This is a genomic window from Polyangium jinanense (genome assembly GCF_028435265.1).
Lineage (GTDB): Bacteria > Myxococcota_A > Polyangia > Polyangiales > Polyangiaceae > Polyangium > Polyangium jinanense.
In genome coordinates, this window is record NZ_JAGTJK010000041.1 from 67,556 (window position 1) to 90,615 (window position 23,060).

Genomic DNA, 23,060 nt, shown 5'->3' on the forward strand with positions numbered 1-23,060 from the left:
GGTCCGGAGAATGCGGACCTTCCTTTTTTTCTCGATTGATGTCAATACCGATCTGCGTCGCAGCCGAAATTCATCCGTAATGGGTGAATTTTACTACGAATCAGTGCAACGGCGTTGCATCTGCTATTTTGTGGGAATCGTGCATCCCAACTGGAACGCCCAGGGTGCACTCCGGAGTTACCAGGTGTGCCCTATGGAACGACCACGGTGTCATTCGTCAGGAGCGGCAAATTCTCGCGTAGATCTCCGCCTTTCACCACGGCCGAAAACGCGAACGGGATCCGCCGCTCGCCGTGCGCGTCCTTGCGCACGATGACGATCTCGTTCGGCGCGGCAAAACGCGTGAATCCACCGGCGAGCGCGATCGCCTGCAGCACCGTGACCTGCCCCGTCGGCGTGAACTCGCCCGGACGCGTGACCTCGCCCAGCACGTAAATGCGATAGCTGTGGAGCTCCGCGACCTCGACGGACACGACCAGCGGCTCCGTGTAGAACTGCTGGCCCTTTTCGGTGATCTCCTTGCCGATCTGCTCCACGGTCTTTCCGCCGCAGACGATGTCGCCGACGAGCGGGAGCGTGACGAATCCGTCGGGACGCACCGTGACCCTGCGGCTCAATTGATCGTTGTGCCAGACGCGCACCTCGAGCACGTCCCCGGCGCCGACGGTGTACGTCCGCATGACGCGTAATTCCGTCGTGTAATCGTAGTTCGGGCGCGCGCCGCCGCAGCTCGCCGAGGCCGCGAGCCCAAGGAGGAGCAGGCATCCCCGCGCGAATCGTCCTTTCACGCCCCGGGCGATTCTCTTCTTTTGGTGCACATCCATGGCTTTCCTCCGACGAGCACGTTCACCCGTGGCAAAGGGTGATCCCGAATGCTCGGAGCGCCATCCCCTGCTACGAAAGAGGCCACGCGCGCCGCGGAGAGCCATCTCGAACGCGCGCCTTCGGGGGACATGGCCGCGATCATCGTGTGCGTGCTCTGCGCGCTCGTCGTCTTGAAGCCCCAGGAGTTCGTGCCGGCCCTCGCCGGGCTGCCGCTCCTCTACATCGTGTTCGCGCTCTTCACCGTGGCATTCGCCTCGGACGTCCTGCGCGGTCGCGCCCGGGTCGATCTCCCGCCGCACGCGCCCTTCGTCCTCGCATTTTTTCTGTGGGGGGCGCTCGTCACGCTCGTGCGCAGGCCCGCGGTCCTGCAAAAAGAGGGAATCGACCTCGCCATCGTGCTCTGCATCTTCGGCGTGATCGCGCTCGGCCTGGGCACGACGAAGGGGCTCCGGCGTTTTTGCTGGACGCTGCTCGTTTGCATGATGTTCGCCACGACGGTCGCGCTCGTCCAGTCCCAGAGTCCTTATGGCTGCATGATCGCGGAAAAGGGCGACTGGGAAGGCAAAGGCGAGCTCCAGTACGACGGGCGCGGCTGCGAGACCGCGCTCGATTGTCGCAAGGACGGGCTGCCGGACGTGAATTACCGTTGCGAGCGGGTCGGGCCGTTCGGCACGGCCACGATCGGCGGGCGTGTACGTTATCGCGGCACGCTCGCCGATCCGAACGAGCTCTCGCTCGCCGCCGTGATGGCCTTGCCCTTCGCGCTCGCGTTCGCCGAACGAAAACGTTCATCACGTGATCCGAACCAGAAGCCGAGCGCCGCGTCGCTGAGGCTCCCGATCCTGCTCACCGACGGACTGCTCGCCAGCATCGGTTCGTTCTTCCGCGTCGTCCCGGCGCTCCTCCTCGCGCTCGCATTCGCGGTGATGATCGTCCTTTCCCAGTCACGCATGGGCGTCCTCGTTTTCCTCGTCGTGATGGGCCTCGCCTTCATAAGGCGCGCAGGCGTCTTCGGCGTCGTCATTGGTTGCATCGCGTTTCCGCCCGTGCTCCTGCTCGGCGGTCGGAGCGGGGCGGAAGCAGAGGCGTCCGCGGACGAACGTCTCGATCTCGTGGCCGAGGCGCTCACGATGATCCGTCGATCGAAGGGGATCGGCTTCGGGGTTGGTCAATTCGCCGACGAATCGACGCGCGGGCTCACGGCGCACAACAGCTACCTGCTCGCCGCGGCGGAGACGGGAATCATCGGGGCTTGCCTCTTCTCGCTCGTGCTTTACGGCGCACTCAAGGTGCCCGTCAAATTGTGGTTCGGCTCGTACGACGTGGACGCGGAGCTCCGTCGCATCGCGCCGGCGATCGCGATCTCGCTCATCGGGGCATACGTCGGGATCTTTTTCCTGTCGTGGTCGTACAAGGAGTTTCTTTACATGCTGCTCGGCGCCTCCGCGGCGCTCTACCAGGCCGCGCGCGCAGAGGATCCGCGGTTCTCCGTGCGCATCGACCTGCGCGAAGCCGCGACCGTCTGCGCGGCTTGCCTCTTGCTCTTCCCGCTCGTGTGGATCGTGCTGCACGTGATTGGCTGAATTGAATGTTCTCGACAAACAAGTGAGCGAGGAGGCGCCGAGCATGGTCATTGCCGGAGGGCTCCTCGCGCCCGAGCGCGGAGGGAGCAGATGGTCCGCCTGAGCACCGAGAGCACACCACGCGAGCGACTCGCGCGGATCGTCGTCCTCATGAAACGAACGCGCAGGTATGCGCGGAGCACGATCGCCATTGCCGCGGCGCTCGTCCTCGCGTCGCTCTTGCTCGCGCTCTCCACGAAGCGCATTTACCGGAGCGAGACGACGGTCGTGTACCGCGAGGTCGTCCGGGCGGGCAGGGAAGGCGAGAGCGCGGCGCAACGCGCGGCGCGGCTCGGCCCGCGCTTGAAGGAGATCGTCCTCGCGCGTGGCACGATCTCCTCGATCATCCAGGAATTCGATCTTTATCCGGAGCTCGCCGAAAAGTCGATGCTCGAGGCCGTGGCGGAGATGCAGAAGAACGTCTCCTTCCGCGCCCGCACCCAGGACACGTTCGCGCTGTCCTTCTCGCACCACGATCCGGCCACGGCGCAAGCCGTCACGAAACGGCTCGCCGAGGTGATGATCGAGGACTACAGCAAAGACAACCTCACGACGGCCGCGCTGAACCACGATGTGTTGCGTCGTGAGCTCGACGAGGCGAATCGCACGGTCGAGGACGCGAGCCGGGCGCTCGCGCGCTTCCTCGCCAAGCACCCGCAATTCACCTGGGGCATCAACGATTCGCCTTACGCCCCGACAGCGCCGCAGCCGGGCGCGGCGGCCCCCTTGGCGCAGCCGAATCCCGCGAATCGCACGCCCCAGGCGGGCCAGGCGAGCCGGGAACGAGCGCACGTGGATCCGGTGCTCGCGCGGCTGTTCCAAAGGCTCGCGCAGATCGACGCCGAGCTCGCCGGTCCCGGCAAGCCGGGCGCGCCGCCGCCGCTGCCGGTGAACGTGACCGACGCGCAGAAACAAAGGGACGCAGCCGCAGCGGCGCTCGCCGCGGCGGAGACGGATCTCGCCACGAAATTGCAGAAGGTCACGCCCGTGCACCCGGACGCAATCTCCGCGCAATCGAAGGTGGCGCGGGCGCGGGCCGCGCTCGCCACGGCGGAAAAGACGCTCGATCTCCTGCGCACGGGCGGGGCCCCGCCGCCGCCGGTCGATGGGGAAGGAATCGATCCGGGTCGCCGCGCGGCGCTGGAGGAGGAGCGCCGCGCGATTACCGCGCAGATCTCGGCGCGCAGCAAGACGGCGGCGCCGCGCGGGAGGACCACGACCACGAATCCGGCGCCGAACACCGGGACGACGACGGGCACGAGCGTGGGGACGCAGGCGGCCCCCGAGGTTCCGAGTGATCCCGAAATCGTGGAGCTCGAGACCGAGTGGCACAAGCTGCGGCTCGATCTGGAGCGGGCGCGGGAGAATTTCCGCAAGGTGCAGGAGAAGGAGCGCGGCGCGAGCCTGACCGCGACGGCTGCGGAAGAGGAGGCCGAAGCGGCGCTCGTCATTGCGGATCCGGCCTACCTGCCGGTGAGGCCGGATCGCGGTCGCGGCCGCGTGTTTTTCGCGGGATCGTTCCTCGCGATGTTCCTCGCGCTCGGGTATGCGGGCTCGCGCGTGCTCCTGTGCGAGACGATCCTCGACGAGGGTGACGTCGAAGCGCTCGGCGAGCCGCCGCTGCTCGTATCGGTGCCCCATATCCCGGAGCCGAAGACGAGCACGGCGCTCACCACGCGGGATTCGTGGGGGCCGCCGCCGCCATCGTCTCGAAAACCCGAAGACACAGGGCCAAAGAGCCGGCCGCCGGACAGCGGATCGATCGAAGTTCGAATGGAGGAGGCAGAAGCGCCCCTCTCCGACGAACCCTGCGTCATGCCGCTCGGCGCGCCGCCGTCCGCCCCGGATCCCGAGGAGGATCCTCTGCCGCCCAAGCGGATCCGCATGCAAACGCTGCCCTACGGCGCGACGCTCGCGGATTACCTCGCAAAGGCGAAGAGCGAAGCGCCGCCGATCGAGGAGCCTCCGGCCGAGGAGCCGCCGGCCGAGGAGCTTCCGGCCGAGCTCCTCGACGAAGCCGCATACGAGCCGCCGGCAGACGAACCGCCTACCGCGCTCTCGCTGCGGGATCCGAACGCGGGGATGATGCTCGCGCCGGAGGTCGAGGTCGTGGGGACGCCCTTCGACCCGGAAAACGAAGGAGCGCTCGAGCTCGTGCGCGGCGCGCCTCCCGCGGTGCTCGGCGCGCTCCGCGTGCTCCGGCACAGGCTGGAGCAGAAACGCGGCGAGGGCCCGCTCGTGGTGAGCGTGCTGAGCCCAGGGATCGGTGAGGGCAAGAGCGCCGTCGCGGCGCGGCTCGCCATGACCCTGGCCGAAGCCGAGCGCGCGCGGGTCGTGCTGGTCGAGGGCAACCTCGGTCGGCCGCATCTCGCCTCGATGCTGGGTCTGCACGTGCCCGAGGAAATGGGCTTCTCGGCCCAGCTTCGGCGGCACATGAGCGGCCGCTGGGAGCCGTGGAGCGTGCTCCGTATCGGCGCCTCGCTGTACGTGCTCGCCGAGCCGGCGACGGAGGCGGCCTTCCCGACGGCGCTGCATTCGACGTGGTTCGAGGGCGCCGTGCATGCGCTGAAGGAGAGCTACGATTACGTGGTCATCGACGGATGCGCAGTGCTCGGCTCGGGCGACGCGAACGTGCTCGAAGACGTGAGCGACGTCTGTCTGCTCCTCGCGCGCGCGGGAATGACGAAGGGCAGCGAGCTTTCGCGCGCCGCGAAGCAGCTCGGCGACCGGCGCATGTTCGGGGTCGTGCTGAACGACGTGCGGACGGAGGGCGGAGCGCGGAAGGGGAGGGCGAGCGCATGAAGGTGGAGGCCGCGCAGAGAGCCGTGGCGGGGCGGATCGCGCCGTGGACCGAGAAGCTCGCGCCATGGATGGGGAGCTGGGCCGAGGCGCGGCTCGTCCGCGGCGTCGAGCGGCTCGTCTTCGGCGAGGTGACGCGGCCCAAGCACGTGCTCGTGGCCATCTGCGATCACTTCGAGCCTCTCTGGACCGGCGAAGCGAAAGCCCCGGGCGCGGCGCCCCTCTCGCGCGGTCTCGCCCGGGTCGCGACATGGCGGCGCGGATATCCCGCGCTCGCCGCGTCATTCCGCGATTCGAACGGCAGGCCCCCGCGGCACACCTTTTTTTATCCGGGCGACCAGTACGATCCGGCGCTCGTCGAGCCCATCGCCGAGCTCGTAGCGATGGGCCTCGGCGAGGTGGAGGTGCACCTGCACCACGACCGGGACACGCGGAGCACGCTGCGGGAAAAATTCGAGGGGACACTCGCATCGCTCAGCCGCCACGGCCTGGTGCCGCGGGTGCGCGGCGTGGATCGATGGGCCTTCATCCACGGGAACTGGTGTCTGGCAAATTCGCGCGCCGACGGCGCCCATTGCGGCGTGGACGACGAGCTCGACCTGCTGCACGAGCTCGGCTGTTACGCCGATTTCACGTTCCCATCAGCGCCAGACCGGACGCAGCCACGCATCGTGAACAGCATCTATTATCCGTCCGGCGACGTGAAGCGGCGCAAAGCACACGAGCGCGGGCGGCCAGCAAGCGTAGGCGACGGTCGCATGGAGCGGGTGCTCTGCATGCAGGGGCCACTCGCGCTGTCGTTCCGGCAAGGACCAGGGCTGCCACTCAGAATCGACGCAGGCGCCCTGACGGCGCGGGATCCAGCAACGCTGCCGCGACTCGAAAGCTGGATCGACCAGGGCGTGTCCGTACGAGGCAAACCCGAATGGGCATTCGTAAAGCTCTCGACGCACGGCGCACCCGAGCACGAGGCGGACAGTCTGCTCGGAGCCCCGCAGCGTCGCTTTCACGAGGCGCTGGCCTGGCTAGCAAAGCGGGAAGGTTTCCGGGTGCATTACGTGACCGCGCGGGAAATGTACAACATCGCCCGCGCCGCCATGGATGGCCGCCTCGGCGACCCGTTCGAATTCCACGATTACGAGATCCCGCCAGCAGCGCGCGCCTGTCAGGCCTGAGAGAGGGTGTTCGGCAGCGGCGTCGCGCCGGGGTTTCACCCCGGACCCCGACCAGGGGTTGTCCACCCCTGGACCCGGACCAGCGCAAGCGCTGGACCCGGGGTCGATGAACTGCGCAACGCGCAGTTCATCGAACAGGCCAGGTCAAGACCGGCGACGGGCTTGCCAGTCAAAACCGCAGCGCTGACGTGTCTGCTTCGGAGGACGGTGCTGCCGCCTCGGCTGGCAACGTGGTCGGTGGTCTTGCCACCTGCCCGTCGGAGAAACCGCGCATCGCGCGGTTTCTCCGCCTTCGGTCCAGGCCGTGCCTGGTCCGGGGTGCAGGGGGCGGACAGCCCCCTGCTGGGGTGCGGGGCAACGCCCCGCTCCGCGCGCCGTCTCAAATATCGATGAGGCCGGCTCGTACGGCGAGGCGGGTCAGGTCGGCGACGCTGTGGGTTGCGACCTTGGCGCAAAGGCGTGCGCGGTGTGTCTCGACTGTTTTTACGCTGATGGCGAGGTGGGCGGCGACCTCCTTTGCGCTGCTGCCCATCGCGAGCAGGCGTAACACCTGACGCTCGCGCTCGCTGAGGGATGCGAGCACGTCTCCGCGGGCGGCGTCGCGCCGCTGGAGGGCGCGTACCATGGCTGCGCTCACGTCGGGTGAGACGGCGGTCCGGCCTTTGGCCACGGTCCGTATTGCGTCGATGAGCTCCTTCATGCGGCAGCGCTTCGACAGATAACCGTCGGCGCCGGCGCGCATCGCCTCGCCTACGCGGAACTCGTCTCGGAAGGTGGAGAGCACGAGCACGCGCGTCTCGCCGAACGACTTGAGCTGCCGGATCAGCTCGGTCCCGCAACGGTCCGCGAGCGACAGCTCGATCACGACGACGTCGAAGGGCTGCCGGTTCTTCTGCGAGAGCGCGTCACGCGCGCTCTCTGCCTCCACGACGAGCGTGACATCGGGCTCGTCCCGCAGGGCCTTGGCCAGCGATTCCCGTACGACATTCTGATCATCGACCAGCAAGAGTTTCATGGTTTTCCCCCTCGCCCCACCATTAGCGTAAGATCCCCCTCGAAATGAACCCGCTTTTAGGGTCGGGTTTGCCCCGTCAGGAGGGAAAAACCCCTATCCGAGCGTGACGGAACGCCCGGACGAACCACCGGGCAAACCCTTTTCCTGTACACATGCGCCGGTTTCACCTGCACACCTGCGCCGGTTTCACCTGTACACATGCGCCGCCCCCCCGGGGCGTTCCGCTCCGGCTGCCGCGCCAGCCTCCGTCTGAGAGGGTGTTCGACTTCCGGACCTCACCCACCCCAACCCTCCCTCTCCACACCGTGGAGAGGGAGGGAGTTTCCGGCTCGCTCCAGCGCCAGTCGCCCCCTCTCCGCCGCGCGGAGAGGGGGTCGGGGGGTAAGGTTCTGGGGCCGACGACGCCTGTGGAACTCCCTCTCACATCTCCCGGCAAACTGCTAATGCAGGGCGAACTCCCCATGCAGAGCGGCATCCGGCACATCGCGGAGGGGCTCCGCTCCGACTCCGCGTTCCTCCGTCGGCTGATGGTCCAGGCCGTGACGCACGGCCCCGAAGCGTTGCTCCGCTACGGCCCGCTGCTCTTCGGCCCCGCCTTCGCCGCAGGCCTGCACGAAAAACGCGCCTGCGTGCGCCGAAACCTGCGCCGCGTGCTCGGCCCGCGCCCCCCGCTCGAAGAGCTCGCCAACGTCGCAGCCGTCTTCACGAACTACGCAAGCTGCATGACCGAAGCGATGCTGCTCGGGTCGCCGCGTGGTCGGGAGCTCGGGCTGCTCTCGAACGCGATCGGCGCCGCCAACTACGAGGCATGCGCCGCCGAGGGGAAGGGGATCGTCATCGCCACCGCACACCTCGGCGGCTGGGAAGTGGCAGGCCCCATGCTGAGCCGCGTGCACGCAAAGAACGTGGTCGTGGTGATGGCCCGCGAGCGCGACGAGCGAGCCCGCGCAATGCAAGACGAGCTGCGCGAGCGCTCAGGCGTCAAGGTCGTCCACATCGGCGAGACGGCGCTCGACGCGCTGCCGCTCCTCAGGCACCTGCAGCAAGACGACGTCGTAGCGATGCAGATCGACCGCGTGCCCCCCGGAATGCGCGCGCGCACGGTCGAGCTCTGCGGCGAGCCCTTCCAGGTGCCCGAAGGCCCGCTGATGATCGCCGCGCTGAGCGGAGCGCCCATCATGCCCGTCTTCACGCGAAGGCTCGGCTTCATGCACTACGAAGCCCACGTGCTCCCGCCGATCCACGTCCCACGCCGCCCAGCCGCGAGCGACCTCGACAAGGCCGCGCAGCGCTTGATGGACGACCTTGGCGCGTTCCTGCGAGACAACCCCACGCAGTGGTTTCACTTCGTGTGAAGCGTAGCGCCGGGGTTTCACCCCGGGCCCGACCAGGGGCTATCCGCCCCTGGACCCGGACCAGGGCAAGCCCTGGACGCGGGGCGACAGCGCGCGATGCGCGCTGTCGACAGCGATGACGTCTCCAGCGGGCGGGGCAGCGCTGCTGTCTCAGCTGGCAAGCCGGTGGCTGGTCTTGCCGCGGGCCCGTCGGAGAAACCGCGCATCGCGCGGTTTCTCCGCCCTCGGTCCAGGCCGTGCCTGGTCCGGGGTGCAGGGGGCGGACAGCCCCCTGCTGGGGTGCGGGGCAACGCCCCGCGCATCCCTGCTTCACAGCGGGCCTTCCGTGAGTCCGTGAACGAACTGGCGGACGTAGGGGTCGTTGCTCGTTTTCGCTTCTTCGGTCGTGCCGTCGAACACGAGTCGGCCGCGGTAGAGCATGCCGACACGATCGGTCACGGTGAGCAGCCGATCGAGATCACTCGACACCATCACCACCGTCGCCCCCGCAGCGCGCTGCTCGTCGCGGAGCATCTCGAAGATGCGCTGCGACGTCACGGGATCGAGCCCCGCCGCAGGCTCGTCGTAGAGCACGATCTCCGCCTTCGTGATCGTCGCCCGCGCCACACCCACGCGCTTCTTCTGCCCGCCCGACAGCCCCGCCGGCAAACGATCCTCGAACCCAGGCAACGACACCACGCGGAGCCGATCCGCCACCCGCTCGGCGATCTCGTCCTCGCGCAAATCGAAGAGCCGGCGCAGCGGAAACGCGATGTTCTCGCCCACGGTCATGTAGTCGAACAGCGCGTTGTTCTGGAACAACATGCCAAAGCGCAGCCGGAACTTCTGGAGCTCCAGCTCGCTCATCTTGTGCACGTCCTGCCCCTCGACGAGGATGCGCCCCGCGTCGGGCCGATAGAGGCCCGTGATGAGCTTGAGCAAGACACTCTTGCCCGACGCACCAGGACCGATGAGGCCGTACAAGCAGCCGCGCGGGATGGAGAGGTTCACCCCGCGCAGCACGGTCCGCGCGCCGAAGCTCTTCGTGATGTCCTCGATGCGGATGAGCGGCTCGGTCATGGGACGGCCGCAGAGAGCTAGTTCGCGGCGAACGTCGTGGTGGTGACGTCGAGACGAGGATGCGCCGGGAACGAGAGCGCGCGCACCTGGCCAGCAACGCAGGAGTTGATGCCCGGGTTCGAAGGCTTCGTCGAGACGGTCACGCCGACCGCGCGGCCATTCTGGATCGCCGCGCAGATGCTCACCTCGGTCGAGGGGGGCACGCTGCACGAGTTGAGGTAATTGCCGCGGTTCAGCACGTTGCCGAACGAGCCCGCGCTGAGATCGGGCGGCGCATCCTTGCTGTAGTCCTCGATGTACTTGGCGCGCGCGCCCTCGCAGCTCATGCCGCCGCCGAGCACCGGGTACTTGCCGCCACCACCGCCGCCAATCGCACCGCCGCCCGCGGGACCCGACTTGCCCTTGCCGAGCCCGGCGTCGATCTCGACCGCGACGACCGTGTCGCCCTGGACCTCTTTGTCGTCCTTCTTCGACCCGCGCTGCGAAAGCAGCCAGCCGGCGAACCCCGCGCCGAGCACGCCGACCACGGCGAGGCCAACGAGCGCCTTGTACTGCGTGCCCTTGCGCTCGGCGACGACGACGGCCTCGAGGTTCTTCTTCTCCTGCTTGATGTCGCGATTCAGCTTCGCCTGCTCGGCGTACGGAGCGAACTGCTCCCAGTCCTTGATGAACTTCTCCTCGTTGAGGATGGAGTCACGCAAGGGGTTGTCGCCGGTGAAGTTGCCCGTGGCGATCTGCTGCAAGACCTCGACCGCGGAGAACGGGCCGTGGTCCATGCCGTCCTTGATGACCACGTAACGAGGGCGAGGATCGGACTCGAGCGCGGCCTTGAGATCGGCGAGGCGCTGGGTGGGATCGTTGGCGTTGCGGACCTGGGGCGCCTGGACGACGGCGATGGGGAAGGGGCCATCGTGCACGGGCGCGGCGGCAGCAACGGGAGCGCCGGCGCCGGGGATGTTCGGAGCCCGCGGCGCGGCGGGAATGGCGACGCCGCCGGTCGCGGTGGCCGGGGGGATGAGGGACATGGCGACGTCGACTTCGACGCCGTCATCGAGGCCCGCGTCCGTGGGCGGCGGCGCGACGGAGGCGCCGGGCGCGACGTTGTGGAGGGCCTGCGCGAGCGCGCCGAGATCGGCGGGGCGATGCTTCGCGTCGGCGACGAGGGCCTTGCCGAGGATCATCTCGAACGCGGCGGGCAGGTCGGGCACGACGTCCGTGGGCCGCTTCATGCCCGGACCAACGCTGCCGCCGGTGAGCATCTCGTAGAGGATGGCTCCGATGCTGAAGACGGTCGCGCGCGCGTCCCCGGGCGTGCCCTTGCGAGACTCGGGCGCGATGCAGGCGCGATCGGCCGGCAGCGTGGGGAGCGCCTCGGCCTTGTCCTCGAGCAGGCTGACGGCGGAGCCCGTGTAGAGGATGGCGGAGGGGTGGACGAAGAGCGCTTTGCCCTCGCGATGCAGCTCCCCGATCTCGGTGCAGAGCGGCACGAGGACGGAGAGCGACTCTTTCAGATCGAAGGTCCGTCCGGAGGCTCGACGCGCCTCCATCTCGGCTCGGAGTGTACCGGGCGTGATGGACATCGGCGCCACCTTAGCGCCGAAGGCCAGCGGCACTCAACATGAGCCGGAGGTGGTGGGGACGTTGGGCGGATCCGACGGAGAATCACGCCGCGCGAAGGAGGGTGGTCGCGGAACTTTCCAGCCAGCTCAGGAGAGCTGAGAGGGAGGCGTCTTGTTGGAGCGCTCTTCCTCGATGAGGATCGTGAAGACAAGCCCGGCGCCGAGGATGGGCAGGAGCCAGATGAGCTGGGACTGAAGGATCTTCTGCTTGCGCTCGAAGAGGCGGCTCTTCCAGACGCGAACCGTGAGCCAGGTCTGGAAAGCAGCAAGAGCAAGGAGAAGGGCGCCGAGGATGCCGTCGAAGAGGTCCATGAGGGTCGGGGGAACCTAGCCAGTCAGCCTGGTCTTTCAAGGAGGGGGGTGGGCGATTTCAGGCACGAGGGCGCGGACGGAGGTGGAAACGGCGGGGGGTACCGTCTTGACCCGGTATCCGGCCGTTGCTCTGCTTCGCGCGTGAATCCCCGCGCCACGCCGTCGCTCCGCATCTCCCGGCTGGTCGTCCAGAACTTCCGCACGTTCCACGGCCCGACCGAGATCCCGCTCGCGCCCGCGGGAGGCGCGGCGGACGAGGTCGCGGTGTTCCACGGGGGGAACGGGAGCGGGAAATCGAACGCGCTGGCGGCGCTGGAGTTGTTCTTTCGGGCGGCGATCTTCTGGCTGCGCAGTCGCGCCAACGAGAAGTCCAGCACGATCACGCGCGGCTGGAACAGCGCGGAAGCGACATCGCTGTTGTTCGTCTCTCCTCGGGATTGGCCCCCCGGCATCCGCGCGCCCATGCGGATCGAAGTGCACTTCAGCCACAGGGACCGGCCGATCACAGTCGAGCTAATCCAGGCTGGGAACGAGTTCCAACTCATCCTGGCCGGCGTCAGGTTCGAGGTTGAGAGCCTTTCTACGGTCCGCACACAACTGGAATCCCCTCTCGGGACCGGCAGCCAACCCTTCTTTCGTCTCGATGCGCGTCGCCGCGAGGCACGCTTCTACAGCGGTTTCGAGCAGCAAAACAGGCCACCGAGGACGAACGCCCCTGACAGCCCTCTGTCTACCGACCTAGCCACGCGCTTGCTCGATCTCGCGACCTCCCTCGACCCGCTCGACACCGAGCGCTGGCGCGCCTTCACGCAGCTCCTGTCACGCTTCGAGACGCTGAAGGGCCGCGAGGTCAACATCCTGCGCCTCCCCGACGGAAGCGCCGATCTCCGTTTCGAGATCCGCGGCAAGCAGATCCTCCGCGTCTCCGAGCTGAGCTCGGGCGAGCAGCAGGTCGTCGCTCTCTGCGCCGCCGTACTCACATCGCGCGCGGCCATCGTGGCCATCGAGGAGCCGGAGATCAGCCTGGATCCGAGTTACCAGGAACTCCTCCGCGACTTGCTGCGCGAGCAGGTACGGAGCGGGCTCGTCGACCAGATCATCCTGGAGAGCCACGTTCCGATCTTCGATGGCCCCGAGGTCGTTCGCTTCAGCCGATCGCCGGAAGGCGTCACCTCCGTCGTGCGGCAGCCATCCGACCTCGTCGGCGCCGACCTCCGCGAGCGTGCACGTGCGCGTGGCGCCGAGGATCAGTGGGTCACGCCGGAGGGCTACACGAAGCTACCGAAACTCATGCTCGACAACCTCGGGCTCCAGGCCGGTGGTCACCTCTGGTTTCTGCGCTCCGAGGAGAAGGGACGCTGGGAAGCGTGGACCGCTCCAGAGCTCGACCAGATGTTCGGGTTCCCCGGCACGGACGAGACGAAGTAGCCGATGCAGCTCTGGATCGATACGAACTGCGCGCGCAGCGTCGTTGATCTGAAGGAGATCGCCCGTCTCGCCCGCGGGAAGGGCATCACGCTCGTCATCCACCCGCAGGTCTACCTCGAACGACGCCGGCAGATGCGCGTGGAGAAGGGTGCACAGTTCAAGGCAGCCGCCTTCGATGGGTTCCTCGCTCAACAAGAGATCCGCGTACCACCGTTCCTGCTCGATCAGCCCCTCGCCGCCACCTGGGCTGATGCGCTTTACGAGCGGTACCCGACGATCGAAGCGTGGGAAGGGGCGAAGCAGAGGACGCTCGGCGGTGTGCTCCGGGGAGGATTCGCAGTTCTCCCGGGCGACATGCCCATGACCACGGACTGGCTCATCTCCCTGCTCGTCGCGAGCGATCCCTCCGCGCGGATCGTCACCCATGACGACGGCGAAGAGTGGCGCGCGCTCCGGGAAGCCAAGCAGGTCCTCTCCTGGAACGAGGCGATGGCGTGGCTAGAAGCCCTGCCCCCCGCCTGACCAGCCTCCCCGACGTAGAAACGCACCCCGCTTCGTCACAACGGGCATTCCCCTTTGTCTCAACGACCCCCGCATCCGCATCCGCGAGCGTTTCCCTTCCGCTCAACGCCCCCGCATCCGCATCCTGGAGCGTTCCCCTTCCTCGCAACGCTCCCGGATCCCGATCCTGGACGATTCCCACGCCTCGCAACGCCCGCAGCACCTTGCTCCCGAACGATTCCTCCGCCGCGCAACGCCCGCGGCTCCTTGCTTCCGAACGATTTCCACACCTCGCAACGCCCGCGGATCCCGATCCCGGCACGTTCCCCCTTCTCTCAACGCCCGTTTCCCCGCGTCGCGGTGCGTTGACGCTTCGCGAAGCGCCCTTCTTGGCTAGAGTGTCGCCCGTGCGGCTCCGGATTTTCGCCTGCGCGCTCGCTCTCGCCGCGCCGCTCGCCATCCCAACGCTCTTCGGCGCGGGGTGCTCCTTGCCTTCCTCCGATGTCGACGGCGGTGATCTGCACGGCGTCTTCGATCGCGACGCGGCAGCCGCCGACGCCGCCGCGACCGACGCGGGCGCCAAGAACGCAGGCCGCAAGGATGGCGGGGCCGCGCCGGTTCCCGTGATGACGGCGTCGGCCGCGGCCAAGCCCGTGACGCGCCCGCCCACCGAAGGGAGCTGCGTCGCGGTCGACGGACTGCCCGATCGCGACATCAAGCGCACGATCGGAAGGCCGCCTTGTCCCGGCGCCGAGGTCCTCGAGTGGAAGGACGCCGCAGGCGCGCCGCGTTACGCGTGCGTCATCACGCCCAAAGGCATCGAGACGCGTGCGCCCGTGCCGCTCCTCGTCTTCTTCCACGACGCCGGCGACAACCCGCGCAGCGTCGACAAGGAGACCTCGCTCCGCAAGCTCGCCGCACGCTTCGATCTGACCGGCGACCCGGCGCACGCAGGATTCATCGTGGTCGCCCCGCAAGGCCGCGCGCTGCACGGCAACCGCGAAGGCGCGATGTTCGACATCGACTACACCGGCGAGGACAACGTCGACGTCGCCACCGCGGATCACTTCGTGTCGGTGCTCACGACACGTGGACACGTCGATCGTCGCAGGATCTACGCCGTCGGCGCCGGGCACGGCGGGCACATGGCCGCGACGTACGCGATGATGCGCGCCGATCGCATCGCGGCGTTCGCCACGTACGGCAGTGACGCGCCGCGCGCCGCGTGGTCGTGCCCGGGTCCGCCGCCGCCGGCGTTCGTGATGTACCGCGCGTGTGATCAGATCGCGCCTTGCGCGTCGGTCGAGCGCTGGTTGCGGGCGCGCGACGCGATCGCGGCCGAGACCACGGGGATGCGGCTCGGCGCGGCGAACGGCGAGGAGCCGTCGTGCGCGATCGACAAGAAGTGCACGAAGATCGTTGGCACGGCGCTGCACCGGCGCTGGCCCAAGGGGCGTGAAGAGGACCTGCTCCGGTTCCTGTCGCGACACACGCTCTCCGTCGCGCCCTGATCCAGCGCCTCGAAGTGGTCCGGAGCGAGCCCCGGGTGGTACCCTTCGAACGCGATGTCGTCACGACCGACCCACCCTTCCGACCTCGCGCTCGAAACGCTGCTCGACGTCCTCGACGAGGCGGTGCTCGTCTTCGATGAAGCCCTCGTGTGCCGCGCCGCGGGACGCCGCGCGGCCGCGCTGCTCGGGCTCGATCCAGGATCGTGCGTGGGGGAAGGTCGCGCGCATCTGCTCGCGCGGATCACGCACGCCGCGCCCGAGCTTGCCGGTCCGCTCGCGGCGCTCGAAGCCTGTGCGCTCTCGCCGGAGCGCGTGGAGATCGACCCGCTGGAGATCACGGGGCCGCCGCCGCGATCGTTCGTGTGGACGAGCGCGCCCGTCGTGAAGGACGGCGTGGTGGTGGGGCGGATCGACGTGGTGCGTGATCAGAGCGCGTCCGCGGCGATGGCGCGCAAGCTCGACGAGGTGTCGCTGGTCGACACGCTGACGGGGCTGTCGAACCGGCGTCGCTTCGAGGAGGAGTGCGAGCGCGAGCATCGGCGCGCGCAACGCGTGTGGGACTCGTACGCCGTGGCGCGCGTCGACGTCGACGGCATGGGCGTGGTGAACGAAGCGCTGGGCAGGGAGAAGGGCGACGCGCTCCTGCGGCTGCTCGGCGAGGCGCTCCGCTCGTCGAGGCGTCAGTACGACGTGGTCGCGCGGTGGGGGAACGACGACTTCGTGTTGCTCTTGCCGTGCGTCGACCATGCCGCCGTGAAGAGCGTGCTCGCGCGCGCGGCGACGCACATGGTGTCCGCGGCGAAAGACGCGGGGTACGTGATCACGCTGCGCGTGGGCGTGGCCGTGTGGAGGCCGCCTTCGAGCGACAGCGCTGCGGACGTGCTCGGCCGCGCCGCGGCCGCCCTCGACGCAGCCAAGCGTCGAGAACCCGGCGCGATCCTCGTCGATCTCGGCGGGACGAACATCAAGAGCGACCTCGAGCACGCCGCGGACGAACCTCCCGAGCGCATCGAATGAGCCCGTAGCGCCGCGCGCCTGTGCCGCGAACTCGTGGTACGAACTGCGGCATGGGTGGGGCATCGTATGACGAGCTCTTGGGAGAGCTCGAAGGGCGAGGTGTTCGGCGGGCGAAGATCGGCGGGTTCGACGTCGATGGCGTGCTTCGAGGCAAGTACGTGTCGTTGGAGAAGCTGCGCTCGGCGCTCTCCGGCGGCTTCGGGTTTTGCGACGTCATCTTCGGCTGGGACATCGGCGACGTCCTCTACGACAACGCACGCGTGACCGGCTGGCACACGGGGTATCCCGATGCGCACGCCGTGCTGGATCCCTCGACGAGGCGGCTCGTGCCGTGGGAGCCAGGCACGGTGGCGATGCTCGCGGACTTCCGTGACGCGGAGGGCAACGCGCATCCGGCGTGTCCACGCTCGGCGCTGAAGCGCGTCATCGCGCACGCGGAGTCGCTCGGGTATCACCCGAAGCTCTCGGCCGAGTACGAATTCTTTCTGTTCAAAGAAACGCCGGCGTCGCTTCACGAAAAACGGTTCCAGAAGCTCGAGTCGCTCTCGCCGGGGATGTTCGGCTACTCGTGGGTGCGCGAGGGCCAGCACAAGGATCTGATGGCCGCGATCTTCGACGGCATGCGCGCCTTCGACATCGAGCTCGAAGGGCTGCACACGGAGACGGGGCCGGGCGTGTACGAGGCCGCGATCCGGTACGACGACGCCCTGCGCGCGGCGGACAAGGCGGCGCTCTTCAAGGCCGCGATGAAGCAGCTCGCCTACGAGCACGGGCTCAGCGTGACCTTCATGGCGAAGTGGAACGCGAAGCTGCCGGGCTCGTCCGGGCACCTGCACCAGAGCCTCTGGAAGGACGGGGAGAACGTGTTCCAGGGGCCGCCGTCGGAGGGCGGGATCTCGCGGCAGATGCGCCACTACATCGGCGGGCAGCTCGCGTGCATGCGCGAGATGACGGCGCTCGTGTCGCCGACGGTGAACTCGTACAAGCGGTACGTGCCCGGCGTGTGGGCGCCGCTCACGGCGACGTGGGGCTTCGAGAACCGCACGGCAGCGCTACGGATCGTGGGCGCGGGGACGAAGTCCGCGCGGGTCGAGGTGCGGCAAGGGGCGGCCGACATCAACCCGTACATCGCGATGGCCGCGACGCTCGGCGCCGGGCTCTACGGCATCGAGAACGCGATCGATCCGGGCGCGCCGATCACGGGCGACGCGGGCGAAGGCGGCGAGGGGCGCGAGCGTCTGCCACGCACGCTGACCGAGGCGACGGCGCTGCTCGCGGAGAGCCAGCGCATGCGGAAGATCCTCGGCGAGGGGTTCGTCGATCACTACGTGCGCACCCGGCAGTGGGAGGTGCGCCAGTACGAGCGCGCGGTCACGGACTGGGAGCTCGCGCGGTATTTCGAGGCGATCTGAGACGGTGGAGGGGGACACGCATGGGACATCTGTCGATCTGGAGCTTCCCGACGCGCATCGTGTTCGGGGCAGGGGCCGCGAAGCAGACGGGCGCCGAGGCCGCACGGCTCGGCAGCAAGCACGCGCTCGTCGTGACGGACAAAGGCGTCATGGGGGCGGGGCTCTTCGCGCCGATCGAGGCGTCGCTGCGCGAGGCGGGGATCACGTGGACGATCTTCGACGGCGTGCTCGGCAACCCCATCGAGGCGAACGTGCACGACGGCGTGCGCGCGTTCCAGGAGTCGGGCGCGGATCTCGTGATCGCGATCGGCGGTGGCTCGCCACTCGACGTGGGCAAGCTCGTGCGCCTCGGCATCCACCACCACCGACCGCTCGCCGAGTACGACGACGCGATCGGCGGCGATCGGTACATCACGGCGAACGTGCCGCCCATGCTCGCGCTGCCGACCACGGCGGGCACGGGCAGCGAGGTCGGGCGATCGGGCGTGGTGACGCTCGATGTGAACCACCGAAAGACCGTGATCTTCTCGCCGCACCTGCTCGCGAACGCGGCGATCCTCGATCCCGAGCTCACGCGCTCGATGCCGGCGTTCCTCACGGCCGCGACGGGCATGGACGCGCTCACGCACTGCCTGGAGGCGTACGTGGCGAAGGGTGATCACCCGATGGCGGACGGCATCGCGCTCGAAGGGATCCGGCACGTGGGGCGCTACCTCGAGCGGGCCGTGAAACACGGCGTCGACCTCGAGGCGCGCGGCGGAATGATGAAGGCGGCGATGATGGGCGCGGTCGCGTTCCAGAAGGGGCTCGGCGCGTGCCACTCGCTCGCGCATCCGCTGTCGAGCGAGCACGGGACGCACCACGGTTTGGCGAACGCGCTCTGCCTGCCTGCGGTGTGTGCGTTCAACGCCGAGGTCGCGGGGGCGCGCCTCGCGGAGGTCTCGGTCCTGCTCGGCGGCGAGGCGAGCCCGGCCGGCTGCGTCGAGGCCGTGCGCCGGCTGCGCGAGCGGATCGGCCTTCCGGGGACGCTCACGCAGGCGGGCGTGCCGCGCGGGAACCTCGATCGACTCGCCGACCTCGCCTTCCAGGACGCCTGCCACCAGTCGAACCCGCGGCCCTGCACCCGGGACGACCTCCGCGCGCTCTACGAGGCGTGTTTCTGAGCCTTTGCCGGGCGCCCCTCAGGCAAGACGCGAGGGATGTTCCGCTTGCCGCGTTCCTCGCGTCCCACCTCGACTCCGCAGCACAAGCTCCTGAAATCGTTCCCTGAATCGCCGACGTGACGTCCGCGCGGATCGAACCTCGCCGCGCGCTGTCACGGCGCCCAGGTGGAGGTGTCCTGCCTCGCCATTCGCCAGGGTTTGCGCGCCTTGCGTACTCTGGCGATTCTTTCCGGAATGCGTTAGGAGTCGGGTCGATGGTAGCCACGGCCCCGGATCGCGTCGGATCGTCGAAGCCTGCCACCTGCCGGATGTTCGAAACCCCGCTCATCGAGCGGTTTTCCCGCATCCACCCCGCGACGCCGTTCGTGTTCTGGGTCCCGATCTACGGCTACCTCGCGTTCCGTGCTTACGAGAACGGCGTCGGGCTCGGCACCGGTTTGGGGCTCGGCTTCCTCGGTCTGTTCCTGTGGACGCTCGCCGAGTACGTGCTGCACCGCTGGGTCTTCCACTACGTGGGGCCGCGGCTCTGGCAGCGCCGGGTGCATTTCGTCCTGCACGGCGTCCACCACGACTTCCCCCAGGACGCCGATCGCCTCGTGTTTCCACTCGGGGCGAGCATCCCGCTCGGCGTGGTGTTCTACCTGCTGTTCCGCGCGATCGTCGGCCCGGTGCTCGTGGATCCGCTCTTCGCGGGCTTCGGGCTCGGCTACCTCGCGTACGACGGGACGCACTACGCGATCCACCACTTCCGGATGAGCTCGCGATGGGGCAAGTGGATCAAGCGCCACCACATGATCCACCACCACACCGGCACCCCCGCGCGCTGGGGCGTGTCCTCGCCGCTCTGGGACTACGTGTTCCGGACGATGAACTGATCGTCGCGCCGCCGGTTGGAACGGGCCCTGCTGGAAGGCCCGTCATGAGCCGGAGAGGTGGGCGAAGTGTGCGCGCCAATCTGGGCGTGCGTGAAGAACGGACGGTTCATCGGCCGGAAGGAGAGCTCGATCCAATCGAGGGGCTCATCTACCGGGCGCGGAAGCTACGTCGGCGCGGCGATACGCGGGGCGCAATCGTGCTGCTCCGGCAGGCGTGTTCGCAGGACGAGTGGCGCGCGCGGACGTTCACGCTGCTCGGAGCGCTGCTGTCGGAGGTGGGGCGCCACGACGAGGCAGCGGTGGCGCTGGCACACGCGCGCTGGCTGAGGCAGAGGGCCGGCGAAGGGCCGCGCGCAGAGGTGACGGCGCGGCTGCTCGAAGCGGAGCTGCGGTCCTGCTAGGACGCAGCGCGGACGGGGCGCAGGGCGCCGACGTGGAAGGAGCGCAGGGTGTTGCGGCCGCAGAAGGGGCAGGCCCACCCGATGTCGAAGCGCTCGCCCGAGGCCCCGATGCTATGGGCAGGCGCGACCTCCCGCGCTCGCCCGCGCGACGCCGTCCCGGCAACGACGTGACGTTTCTCGTCGAGCGTCGCAGACAGGATCGCCTGGCACTCGCATCGGCTCTGCACGCTGAACTGGCTCATGGATCTCCCGCATGGGCGAGCCGTCCCGGACATCTGGGACCTCGGCTCGGCCGCTGATTCGCTCGCGGCGCTTATAAAGCGTGGAGTGATCAGGCTCAAGAGGGATACGCTCGGCCCTGAAGTCGATCGCTTCTCGGGAGGGTCGGGAATATGGGGGCACGTAGGGGGTTCCGAGCGACGATGATCGAAACAAGAACGGACGTCGAGGCGCGGAGCCGTCGGATCCTGGTGGCACGAGATCCACGCCTGTCGACGTGTGATGCGCTCGTCCAGGGGCTCGAGCCGCTGATCGAGGGAGTCGAGCTGGTCGAGGCATACTCCGTGGAGGCAGCGCGGTCGTGGGCGAAGGGCAAACCCTTCGATCTCTGCCTCGTTTGTCTAGATCTTCCGCCCGCGCCGCGCGGCGCAGCCAAGCTCGCAAAGGAGCTCTGCGCACGGGGGCAGCGGGTCGTGCTGATCACGCGGAGCCTGCGGTGGCTGCCCGCGGAGGACCTGGAGCTGCGCGCGCTGCCGTGGATCGTGCCCGAAGCAGATCCGACGAGCGTGCTCCCGTTCCTCCAGAAGGACGCGCCACCAGTCGCCTCGCAGCCGCGCGCACGCGCGAAGACGCTGCCGCCCATGACGTCGCGCGAGCGGCCCGCGGCGAACGAGAGCTAGCGTCTGTTCTTGGGGCCGCCGCGCCGGGGCGCTGCCCCGGACCCCGCGGGGGCTGTTCGCCCCTCGACCCGAACCAGGGCAAGCCCTGGACTCGTGGTGGAAGAACTGCGCGATGCGCAGTTCTTCCAACGGGCCCGTTGGAAGACCAGGGACAACGTTGCCGGTTGAAAGGGCAGAGCGGCGGTCTTGGTTGGCGGGCCGCTTGCCGGTCTTGCCTCGGCCTGTTCGATGAACTGCGCATCGCGCAGTTCATCGACCCCGGGTCCAGCCCCTGGCTGGTCCGGGTCCAGGGGCGGACAGCCCCTGGTGGGGCCTGGGGCAACGCCCCAGCTCAACGCCTCACGATGAGACGACTAGTCGCCGCCGACGGGCAGAAGCTCGATCGATTGGATCGTGGCCGAGCCTGGTCCTTCGAGACCGATCACGAGCTCGGTGTCTTCCTTCCCGTTCAGATCGAGAGAGCGTCCACCTTCGAGGGAGAGGGTGCGGATGCGCGCGCGTTCGCCTGCGGGCGTCTTGAGTGCGAGGTAGAGGTGGCCCTTGGGTTGGCCGAGGATGAGTTTGTCACCGTCGCCTGACTCGCAGAGGAAGGATGCCTTGCCGGCGAGTGGCTTCGTCTTGCTGAGGGTGCAGTTCGACGCGAGGTTTGCCTCGTTTGCGGACTCGGCGCGGGCTGCGGCGATCACGGCGTTTTGACGCACGAGCTCCACGTCGTCGAACTCGACGTTGCCGGCGCCGCGCGCGCTGATGCCCACGTAAAACCCGCTCGACCCGGGCGTGGCTGTGAGCGTCGTGCTCTCTGTCCCGGTGCCTGCGGCGACGCGGAAGACGATCGTGCTCTCCACCGCGTCGGGATCCTCGAGCGAACGCATGGCGACGTGGAGCTCGCTCGCCTGCGCTGCGCGGTACTTGAAGCGGATGGTGAGGTCCTCGCCGGGTGCGATGATCGGAGGCGCTGACGGCGTGTACGAGCCGAAGATGCGCACGCGCATGCGACCGCCTGTGCCGCGAAGCTCCTCGGCCGCGGCGCGGAGTGCGTCGTGCGTGCCTGCGGTCGTCGAGGTGATCGTGACGTTGCCGCCGGACGGCGCGAAGGTGAGACCCGCGCCCTCGATCCGCGCGAGTGCCTCGCCACGCACGGTCTTCTTGCCGGGTTTGCCCACGGTAGGCGCGGCGCCGTCGGGGCTCGGGATCGCGATCGTCCCGTCGAGCTTCACGGCGATCTTCGTGACGCCTTCGCGGAAGCGAGCGACGTCATCCGCGTTCAGGAACTTGCGCGCGTCCCAGAGATCGATGAGCTCCTTCATGAGGCCCGCGAGGCGTTGATCCTCGGCGGCGTGCTCGGCGGGTTTCGTTTTGCACGTGTTGTACGATTCGCAGAGCGCGACGCGGCGCTCTTTGAGCTTGGCGGCGAGATCGGCGGCGGCGCGGATTGCCTCGATGCGTGGTTCGGCGCCGCGGCTTGCGCCTGCGAGCTTGAGGGAGCTCGAGACGTCGAAGGAGCCGAAGTCGTCGGCGATCTCGGCGCAGCTCTCCCGAGGGATGGTGCCGATCGGATCCGGGCACTCGATCTCAGGACTCTGCGCGGGTGCGCCACCGGCGTTCGTCTGAGGGCCGCCGCAGCTCGCGGTTGCGAGGGCGAGGGCGGGGACGAACAGCGCTGCCGCGAGGAAACGGGGACGAGCGGGAAGCACGGAGAGCGAAGGTAATACAGGTCGGAACGGCGAGGGGAATCCGGGCGCGTCGGATCGAGGAGGGCTTGGACGTCCCGCCGTCGGCCGGGGCGGAAACGTCACGAGCGCACAGGGTCTTGCCAAGCTCCGCGGAATTGGCTAGACATGCGTTCGCAGTTCGCGGGACTAGCTCAGTTGGTAGAGCATCAGCTTCCCAAGCTGAGGGTCGCGAGTTCGAGCCTCGTGTCCCGCTCCAAAGCAGAAGTCGCGGCGTTCCGGGAAAACGCTGCGCAAGCAGCGAAAGTGGCGGCTACGGCCGCCACGCTGCTTTTGTGCTCCTGAAGAGCTCGGGCGCGCCCGACGCGCGGAGCAGGGTTCGAGCATCCAAGCGTCTGTCCG

General features: G+C 68.4%; 20 protein-coding genes and 1 tRNA gene. 14 read left to right on the forward strand and 7 right to left on the reverse strand.

Going from position 1 to position 23,060, the window contains the following annotated elements:
- Nucleotides 1–191: 191 nt before the first annotated feature.
- Nucleotides 192–788, reverse strand: coding sequence for a polysaccharide biosynthesis/export family protein (locus tag KEG38_RS41180; protein ID WP_272426019.1), 597 nt, complete (start codon nucleotides 786–788; stop codon nucleotides 192–194).
- Between the two features lie 84 nt (nucleotides 789–872).
- Between KEG38_RS41180 and KEG38_RS41185 the strand changes: the two genes are divergently transcribed.
- From KEG38_RS41185 to KEG38_RS41195, 3 genes are all read left to right on the forward strand, one after another.
- A complete protein-coding gene (locus KEG38_RS41185) occupies nucleotides 873–2,408 on the forward strand; it encodes an O-antigen ligase family protein (RefSeq protein ID WP_272426020.1) in 1,536 nt (511 codons plus the stop codon).
- 90 nt (nucleotides 2,409–2,498) lie between these two features.
- Nucleotides 2,499–5,249, forward strand: a complete 2,751-nt coding sequence (locus KEG38_RS41190) for a hypothetical protein (RefSeq protein WP_272426022.1) — start codon at nucleotides 2,499–2,501, stop codon at nucleotides 5,247–5,249.
- Complete coding sequence (locus tag KEG38_RS41195; protein ID WP_272426023.1) at nucleotides 5,246–6,421, forward strand: hypothetical protein; 1,176 nt, start codon at nucleotides 5,246–5,248, stop codon at nucleotides 6,419–6,421. The genes KEG38_RS41190 and KEG38_RS41195 overlap by 4 nt, the downstream gene beginning before the upstream one ends.
- A gap of 379 nt (nucleotides 6,422–6,800) precedes the next feature.
- Here the strand turns inward: KEG38_RS41195 and KEG38_RS41200 are convergent, their stop codons facing one another.
- Complete coding sequence (locus tag KEG38_RS41200) at nucleotides 6,801–7,436, reverse strand: response regulator (protein ID WP_136934646.1); 636 nt, start codon at nucleotides 7,434–7,436, stop codon at nucleotides 6,801–6,803.
- Nucleotides 7,437–7,897: 461 nt separating this feature from the next.
- On the opposite strand from KEG38_RS41200, the gene KEG38_RS41205 reads away from it, so the two are divergent.
- A complete protein-coding gene (locus KEG38_RS41205; protein WP_272426026.1) occupies nucleotides 7,898–8,791 on the forward strand; it encodes a lysophospholipid acyltransferase family protein in 894 nt (297 codons plus the stop codon).
- A 309-nt stretch (nucleotides 8,792–9,100) separates the two neighbouring features.
- Here KEG38_RS41205 and KEG38_RS41210 read toward each other — a convergent pair whose 3' ends face one another.
- The 3 genes from KEG38_RS41210 to KEG38_RS41220 form a co-directional block, all read right to left on the reverse strand.
- Nucleotides 9,101–9,850: an ABC transporter ATP-binding protein gene (locus KEG38_RS41210; protein ID WP_272426027.1), complete on the reverse strand. Its 750-nt coding sequence runs from the start codon at nucleotides 9,848–9,850 to the stop codon at nucleotides 9,101–9,103.
- A gap of 17 nt (nucleotides 9,851–9,867) precedes the next feature.
- Nucleotides 9,868–11,430: a serine/threonine-protein kinase gene (locus tag KEG38_RS41215; protein ID WP_272426028.1), complete on the reverse strand. Its 1,563-nt coding sequence runs from the start codon at nucleotides 11,428–11,430 to the stop codon at nucleotides 9,868–9,870.
- 126 nt (nucleotides 11,431–11,556) lie between these two features.
- Nucleotides 11,557–11,781, reverse strand: coding sequence for a hypothetical protein (locus KEG38_RS41220; RefSeq protein WP_272426029.1), 225 nt, complete (start codon nucleotides 11,779–11,781; stop codon nucleotides 11,557–11,559).
- Nucleotides 11,782–11,922: 141 nt separating this feature from the next.
- Here KEG38_RS41220 and KEG38_RS41225 point away from each other — a divergent pair, with 141 nt between their 5' ends.
- From KEG38_RS41225 to KEG38_RS41260, 8 genes are all read left to right on the forward strand, one after another.
- Nucleotides 11,923–13,209 carry an AAA family ATPase gene (locus KEG38_RS41225; RefSeq protein ID WP_272426030.1) on the forward strand — a complete coding sequence of 429 codons (1,287 nt, stop codon included), beginning with the start codon at nucleotides 11,923–11,925 and terminating at the stop codon, nucleotides 13,207–13,209.
- A 3-nt stretch (nucleotides 13,210–13,212) separates the two neighbouring features.
- Complete coding sequence (locus KEG38_RS41230) at nucleotides 13,213–13,731, forward strand: hypothetical protein (RefSeq protein ID WP_272426031.1); 519 nt, start codon at nucleotides 13,213–13,215, stop codon at nucleotides 13,729–13,731.
- Nucleotides 13,732–14,117: 386 nt separating this feature from the next.
- Nucleotides 14,118–15,221 carry a CE1 family esterase gene (locus KEG38_RS41235; RefSeq protein ID WP_272426032.1) on the forward strand — a complete coding sequence of 368 codons (1,104 nt, stop codon included), beginning with the start codon at nucleotides 14,118–14,120 and terminating at the stop codon, nucleotides 15,219–15,221.
- A 54-nt stretch (nucleotides 15,222–15,275) separates the two neighbouring features.
- Nucleotides 15,276–16,238 carry a GGDEF domain-containing protein gene (locus KEG38_RS41240; protein WP_272426033.1) on the forward strand — a complete coding sequence of 321 codons (963 nt, stop codon included), beginning with the start codon at nucleotides 15,276–15,278 and terminating at the stop codon, nucleotides 16,236–16,238.
- Between the two features lie 50 nt (nucleotides 16,239–16,288).
- Complete coding sequence (locus KEG38_RS41245; RefSeq protein WP_272426034.1) at nucleotides 16,289–17,650, forward strand: glutamine synthetase family protein; 1,362 nt, start codon at nucleotides 16,289–16,291, stop codon at nucleotides 17,648–17,650.
- Nucleotides 17,651–17,670: 20 nt separating this feature from the next.
- On the forward strand, nucleotides 17,671–18,813 hold the full coding sequence (locus KEG38_RS41250; RefSeq protein WP_272426035.1) for an iron-containing alcohol dehydrogenase: 1,143 nt from the start codon (nucleotides 17,671–17,673) through the stop codon (nucleotides 18,811–18,813).
- A 254-nt stretch (nucleotides 18,814–19,067) separates the two neighbouring features.
- The gene (locus KEG38_RS41255; RefSeq protein ID WP_272426037.1) at nucleotides 19,068–19,688 is read left to right on the forward strand and encodes a sterol desaturase family protein; all 621 of its coding nucleotides are present in this window, start codon (nucleotides 19,068–19,070) and stop codon (nucleotides 19,686–19,688) included.
- Between the two features lie 68 nt (nucleotides 19,689–19,756).
- Complete coding sequence (locus KEG38_RS41260) at nucleotides 19,757–20,089, forward strand: hypothetical protein (protein ID WP_272426039.1); 333 nt, start codon at nucleotides 19,757–19,759, stop codon at nucleotides 20,087–20,089.
- Here the strand turns inward: KEG38_RS41260 and KEG38_RS41265 are convergent.
- The gene (locus KEG38_RS41265; RefSeq protein ID WP_272426041.1) at nucleotides 20,086–20,331 is read right to left on the reverse strand and encodes a hypothetical protein; all 246 of its coding nucleotides are present in this window, start codon (nucleotides 20,329–20,331) and stop codon (nucleotides 20,086–20,088) included. The two genes, KEG38_RS41260 and KEG38_RS41265, sit on opposite strands and share 4 nt — an antisense overlap.
- Nucleotides 20,332–20,511: 180 nt before the next feature.
- Here KEG38_RS41265 and KEG38_RS41270 point away from each other — a divergent pair, with 180 nt between their 5' ends.
- Nucleotides 20,512–20,988, forward strand: coding sequence for a hypothetical protein (locus KEG38_RS41270; protein WP_272426043.1), 477 nt, complete (start codon nucleotides 20,512–20,514; stop codon nucleotides 20,986–20,988).
- A 353-nt stretch (nucleotides 20,989–21,341) separates the two neighbouring features.
- Here the strand turns inward: KEG38_RS41270 and KEG38_RS41275 are convergent, their stop codons facing one another.
- A complete protein-coding gene (locus KEG38_RS41275) occupies nucleotides 21,342–22,682 on the reverse strand; it encodes a hypothetical protein (protein ID WP_272426045.1) in 1,341 nt (446 codons plus the stop codon).
- A gap of 159 nt (nucleotides 22,683–22,841) precedes the next feature.
- Here KEG38_RS41275 and KEG38_RS41280 point away from each other — a divergent pair.
- A tRNA-Gly gene (locus KEG38_RS41280) sits at nucleotides 22,842–22,917 on the forward strand.
- Nucleotides 22,918–23,060: the final 143 nt, after the last annotated feature.

Excerpts from the sequence above, each read along its gene's own strand:
- KEG38_RS41205 (WP_272426026.1), top strand. The coding sequence starts at position 7,898 with ATGCAGAGCGGCATCCGGCACATCGCGGAGGGGCTCCGCTCCGACTCC.
- KEG38_RS41270 (WP_272426043.1), top strand. The coding sequence starts at position 20,512 with ATGATCGAAACAAGAACGGACGTCGAGGCGCGGAGCCGTCGGATCCTG.
- KEG38_RS41215 (WP_272426028.1), bottom strand. The coding sequence starts at position 11,430 with ATGTCCATCACGCCCGGTACACTCCGAGCCGAGATGGAGGCGCGTCGA.
- KEG38_RS41220 (WP_272426029.1), bottom strand. The coding sequence starts at position 11,781 with ATGGACCTCTTCGACGGCATCCTCGGCGCCCTTCTCCTTGCTCTTGCT.
- KEG38_RS41265 (WP_272426041.1), bottom strand. The coding sequence starts at position 20,331 with ATGAGCCAGTTCAGCGTGCAGAGCCGATGCGAGTGCCAGGCGATCCTG.
- KEG38_RS41210 (WP_272426027.1), bottom strand. The coding sequence starts at position 9,850 with ATGACCGAGCCGCTCATCCGCATCGAGGACATCACGAAGAGCTTCGGC.
- KEG38_RS41240 (WP_272426033.1), top strand. The coding sequence starts at position 15,276 with ATGTCGTCACGACCGACCCACCCTTCCGACCTCGCGCTCGAAACGCTG.
- KEG38_RS41195 (WP_272426023.1), top strand. The coding sequence starts at position 5,246 with ATGAAGGTGGAGGCCGCGCAGAGAGCCGTGGCGGGGCGGATCGCGCCG.
- KEG38_RS41185 (WP_272426020.1), top strand. The coding sequence starts at position 873 with ATGCTCGGAGCGCCATCCCCTGCTACGAAAGAGGCCACGCGCGCCGCG.
- KEG38_RS41245 (WP_272426034.1), top strand. The coding sequence starts at position 16,289 with ATGGGTGGGGCATCGTATGACGAGCTCTTGGGAGAGCTCGAAGGGCGA.
- KEG38_RS41250 (WP_272426035.1), top strand. The coding sequence starts at position 17,671 with ATGGGACATCTGTCGATCTGGAGCTTCCCGACGCGCATCGTGTTCGGG.
- KEG38_RS41255 (WP_272426037.1), top strand. The coding sequence starts at position 19,068 with ATGGTAGCCACGGCCCCGGATCGCGTCGGATCGTCGAAGCCTGCCACC.
- KEG38_RS41200 (WP_136934646.1), bottom strand. The coding sequence starts at position 7,436 with ATGAAACTCTTGCTGGTCGATGATCAGAATGTCGTACGGGAATCGCTG.
- KEG38_RS41190 (WP_272426022.1), top strand. The coding sequence starts at position 2,499 with ATGGTCCGCCTGAGCACCGAGAGCACACCACGCGAGCGACTCGCGCGG.
- KEG38_RS41230 (WP_272426031.1), top strand. The coding sequence starts at position 13,213 with ATGCAGCTCTGGATCGATACGAACTGCGCGCGCAGCGTCGTTGATCTG.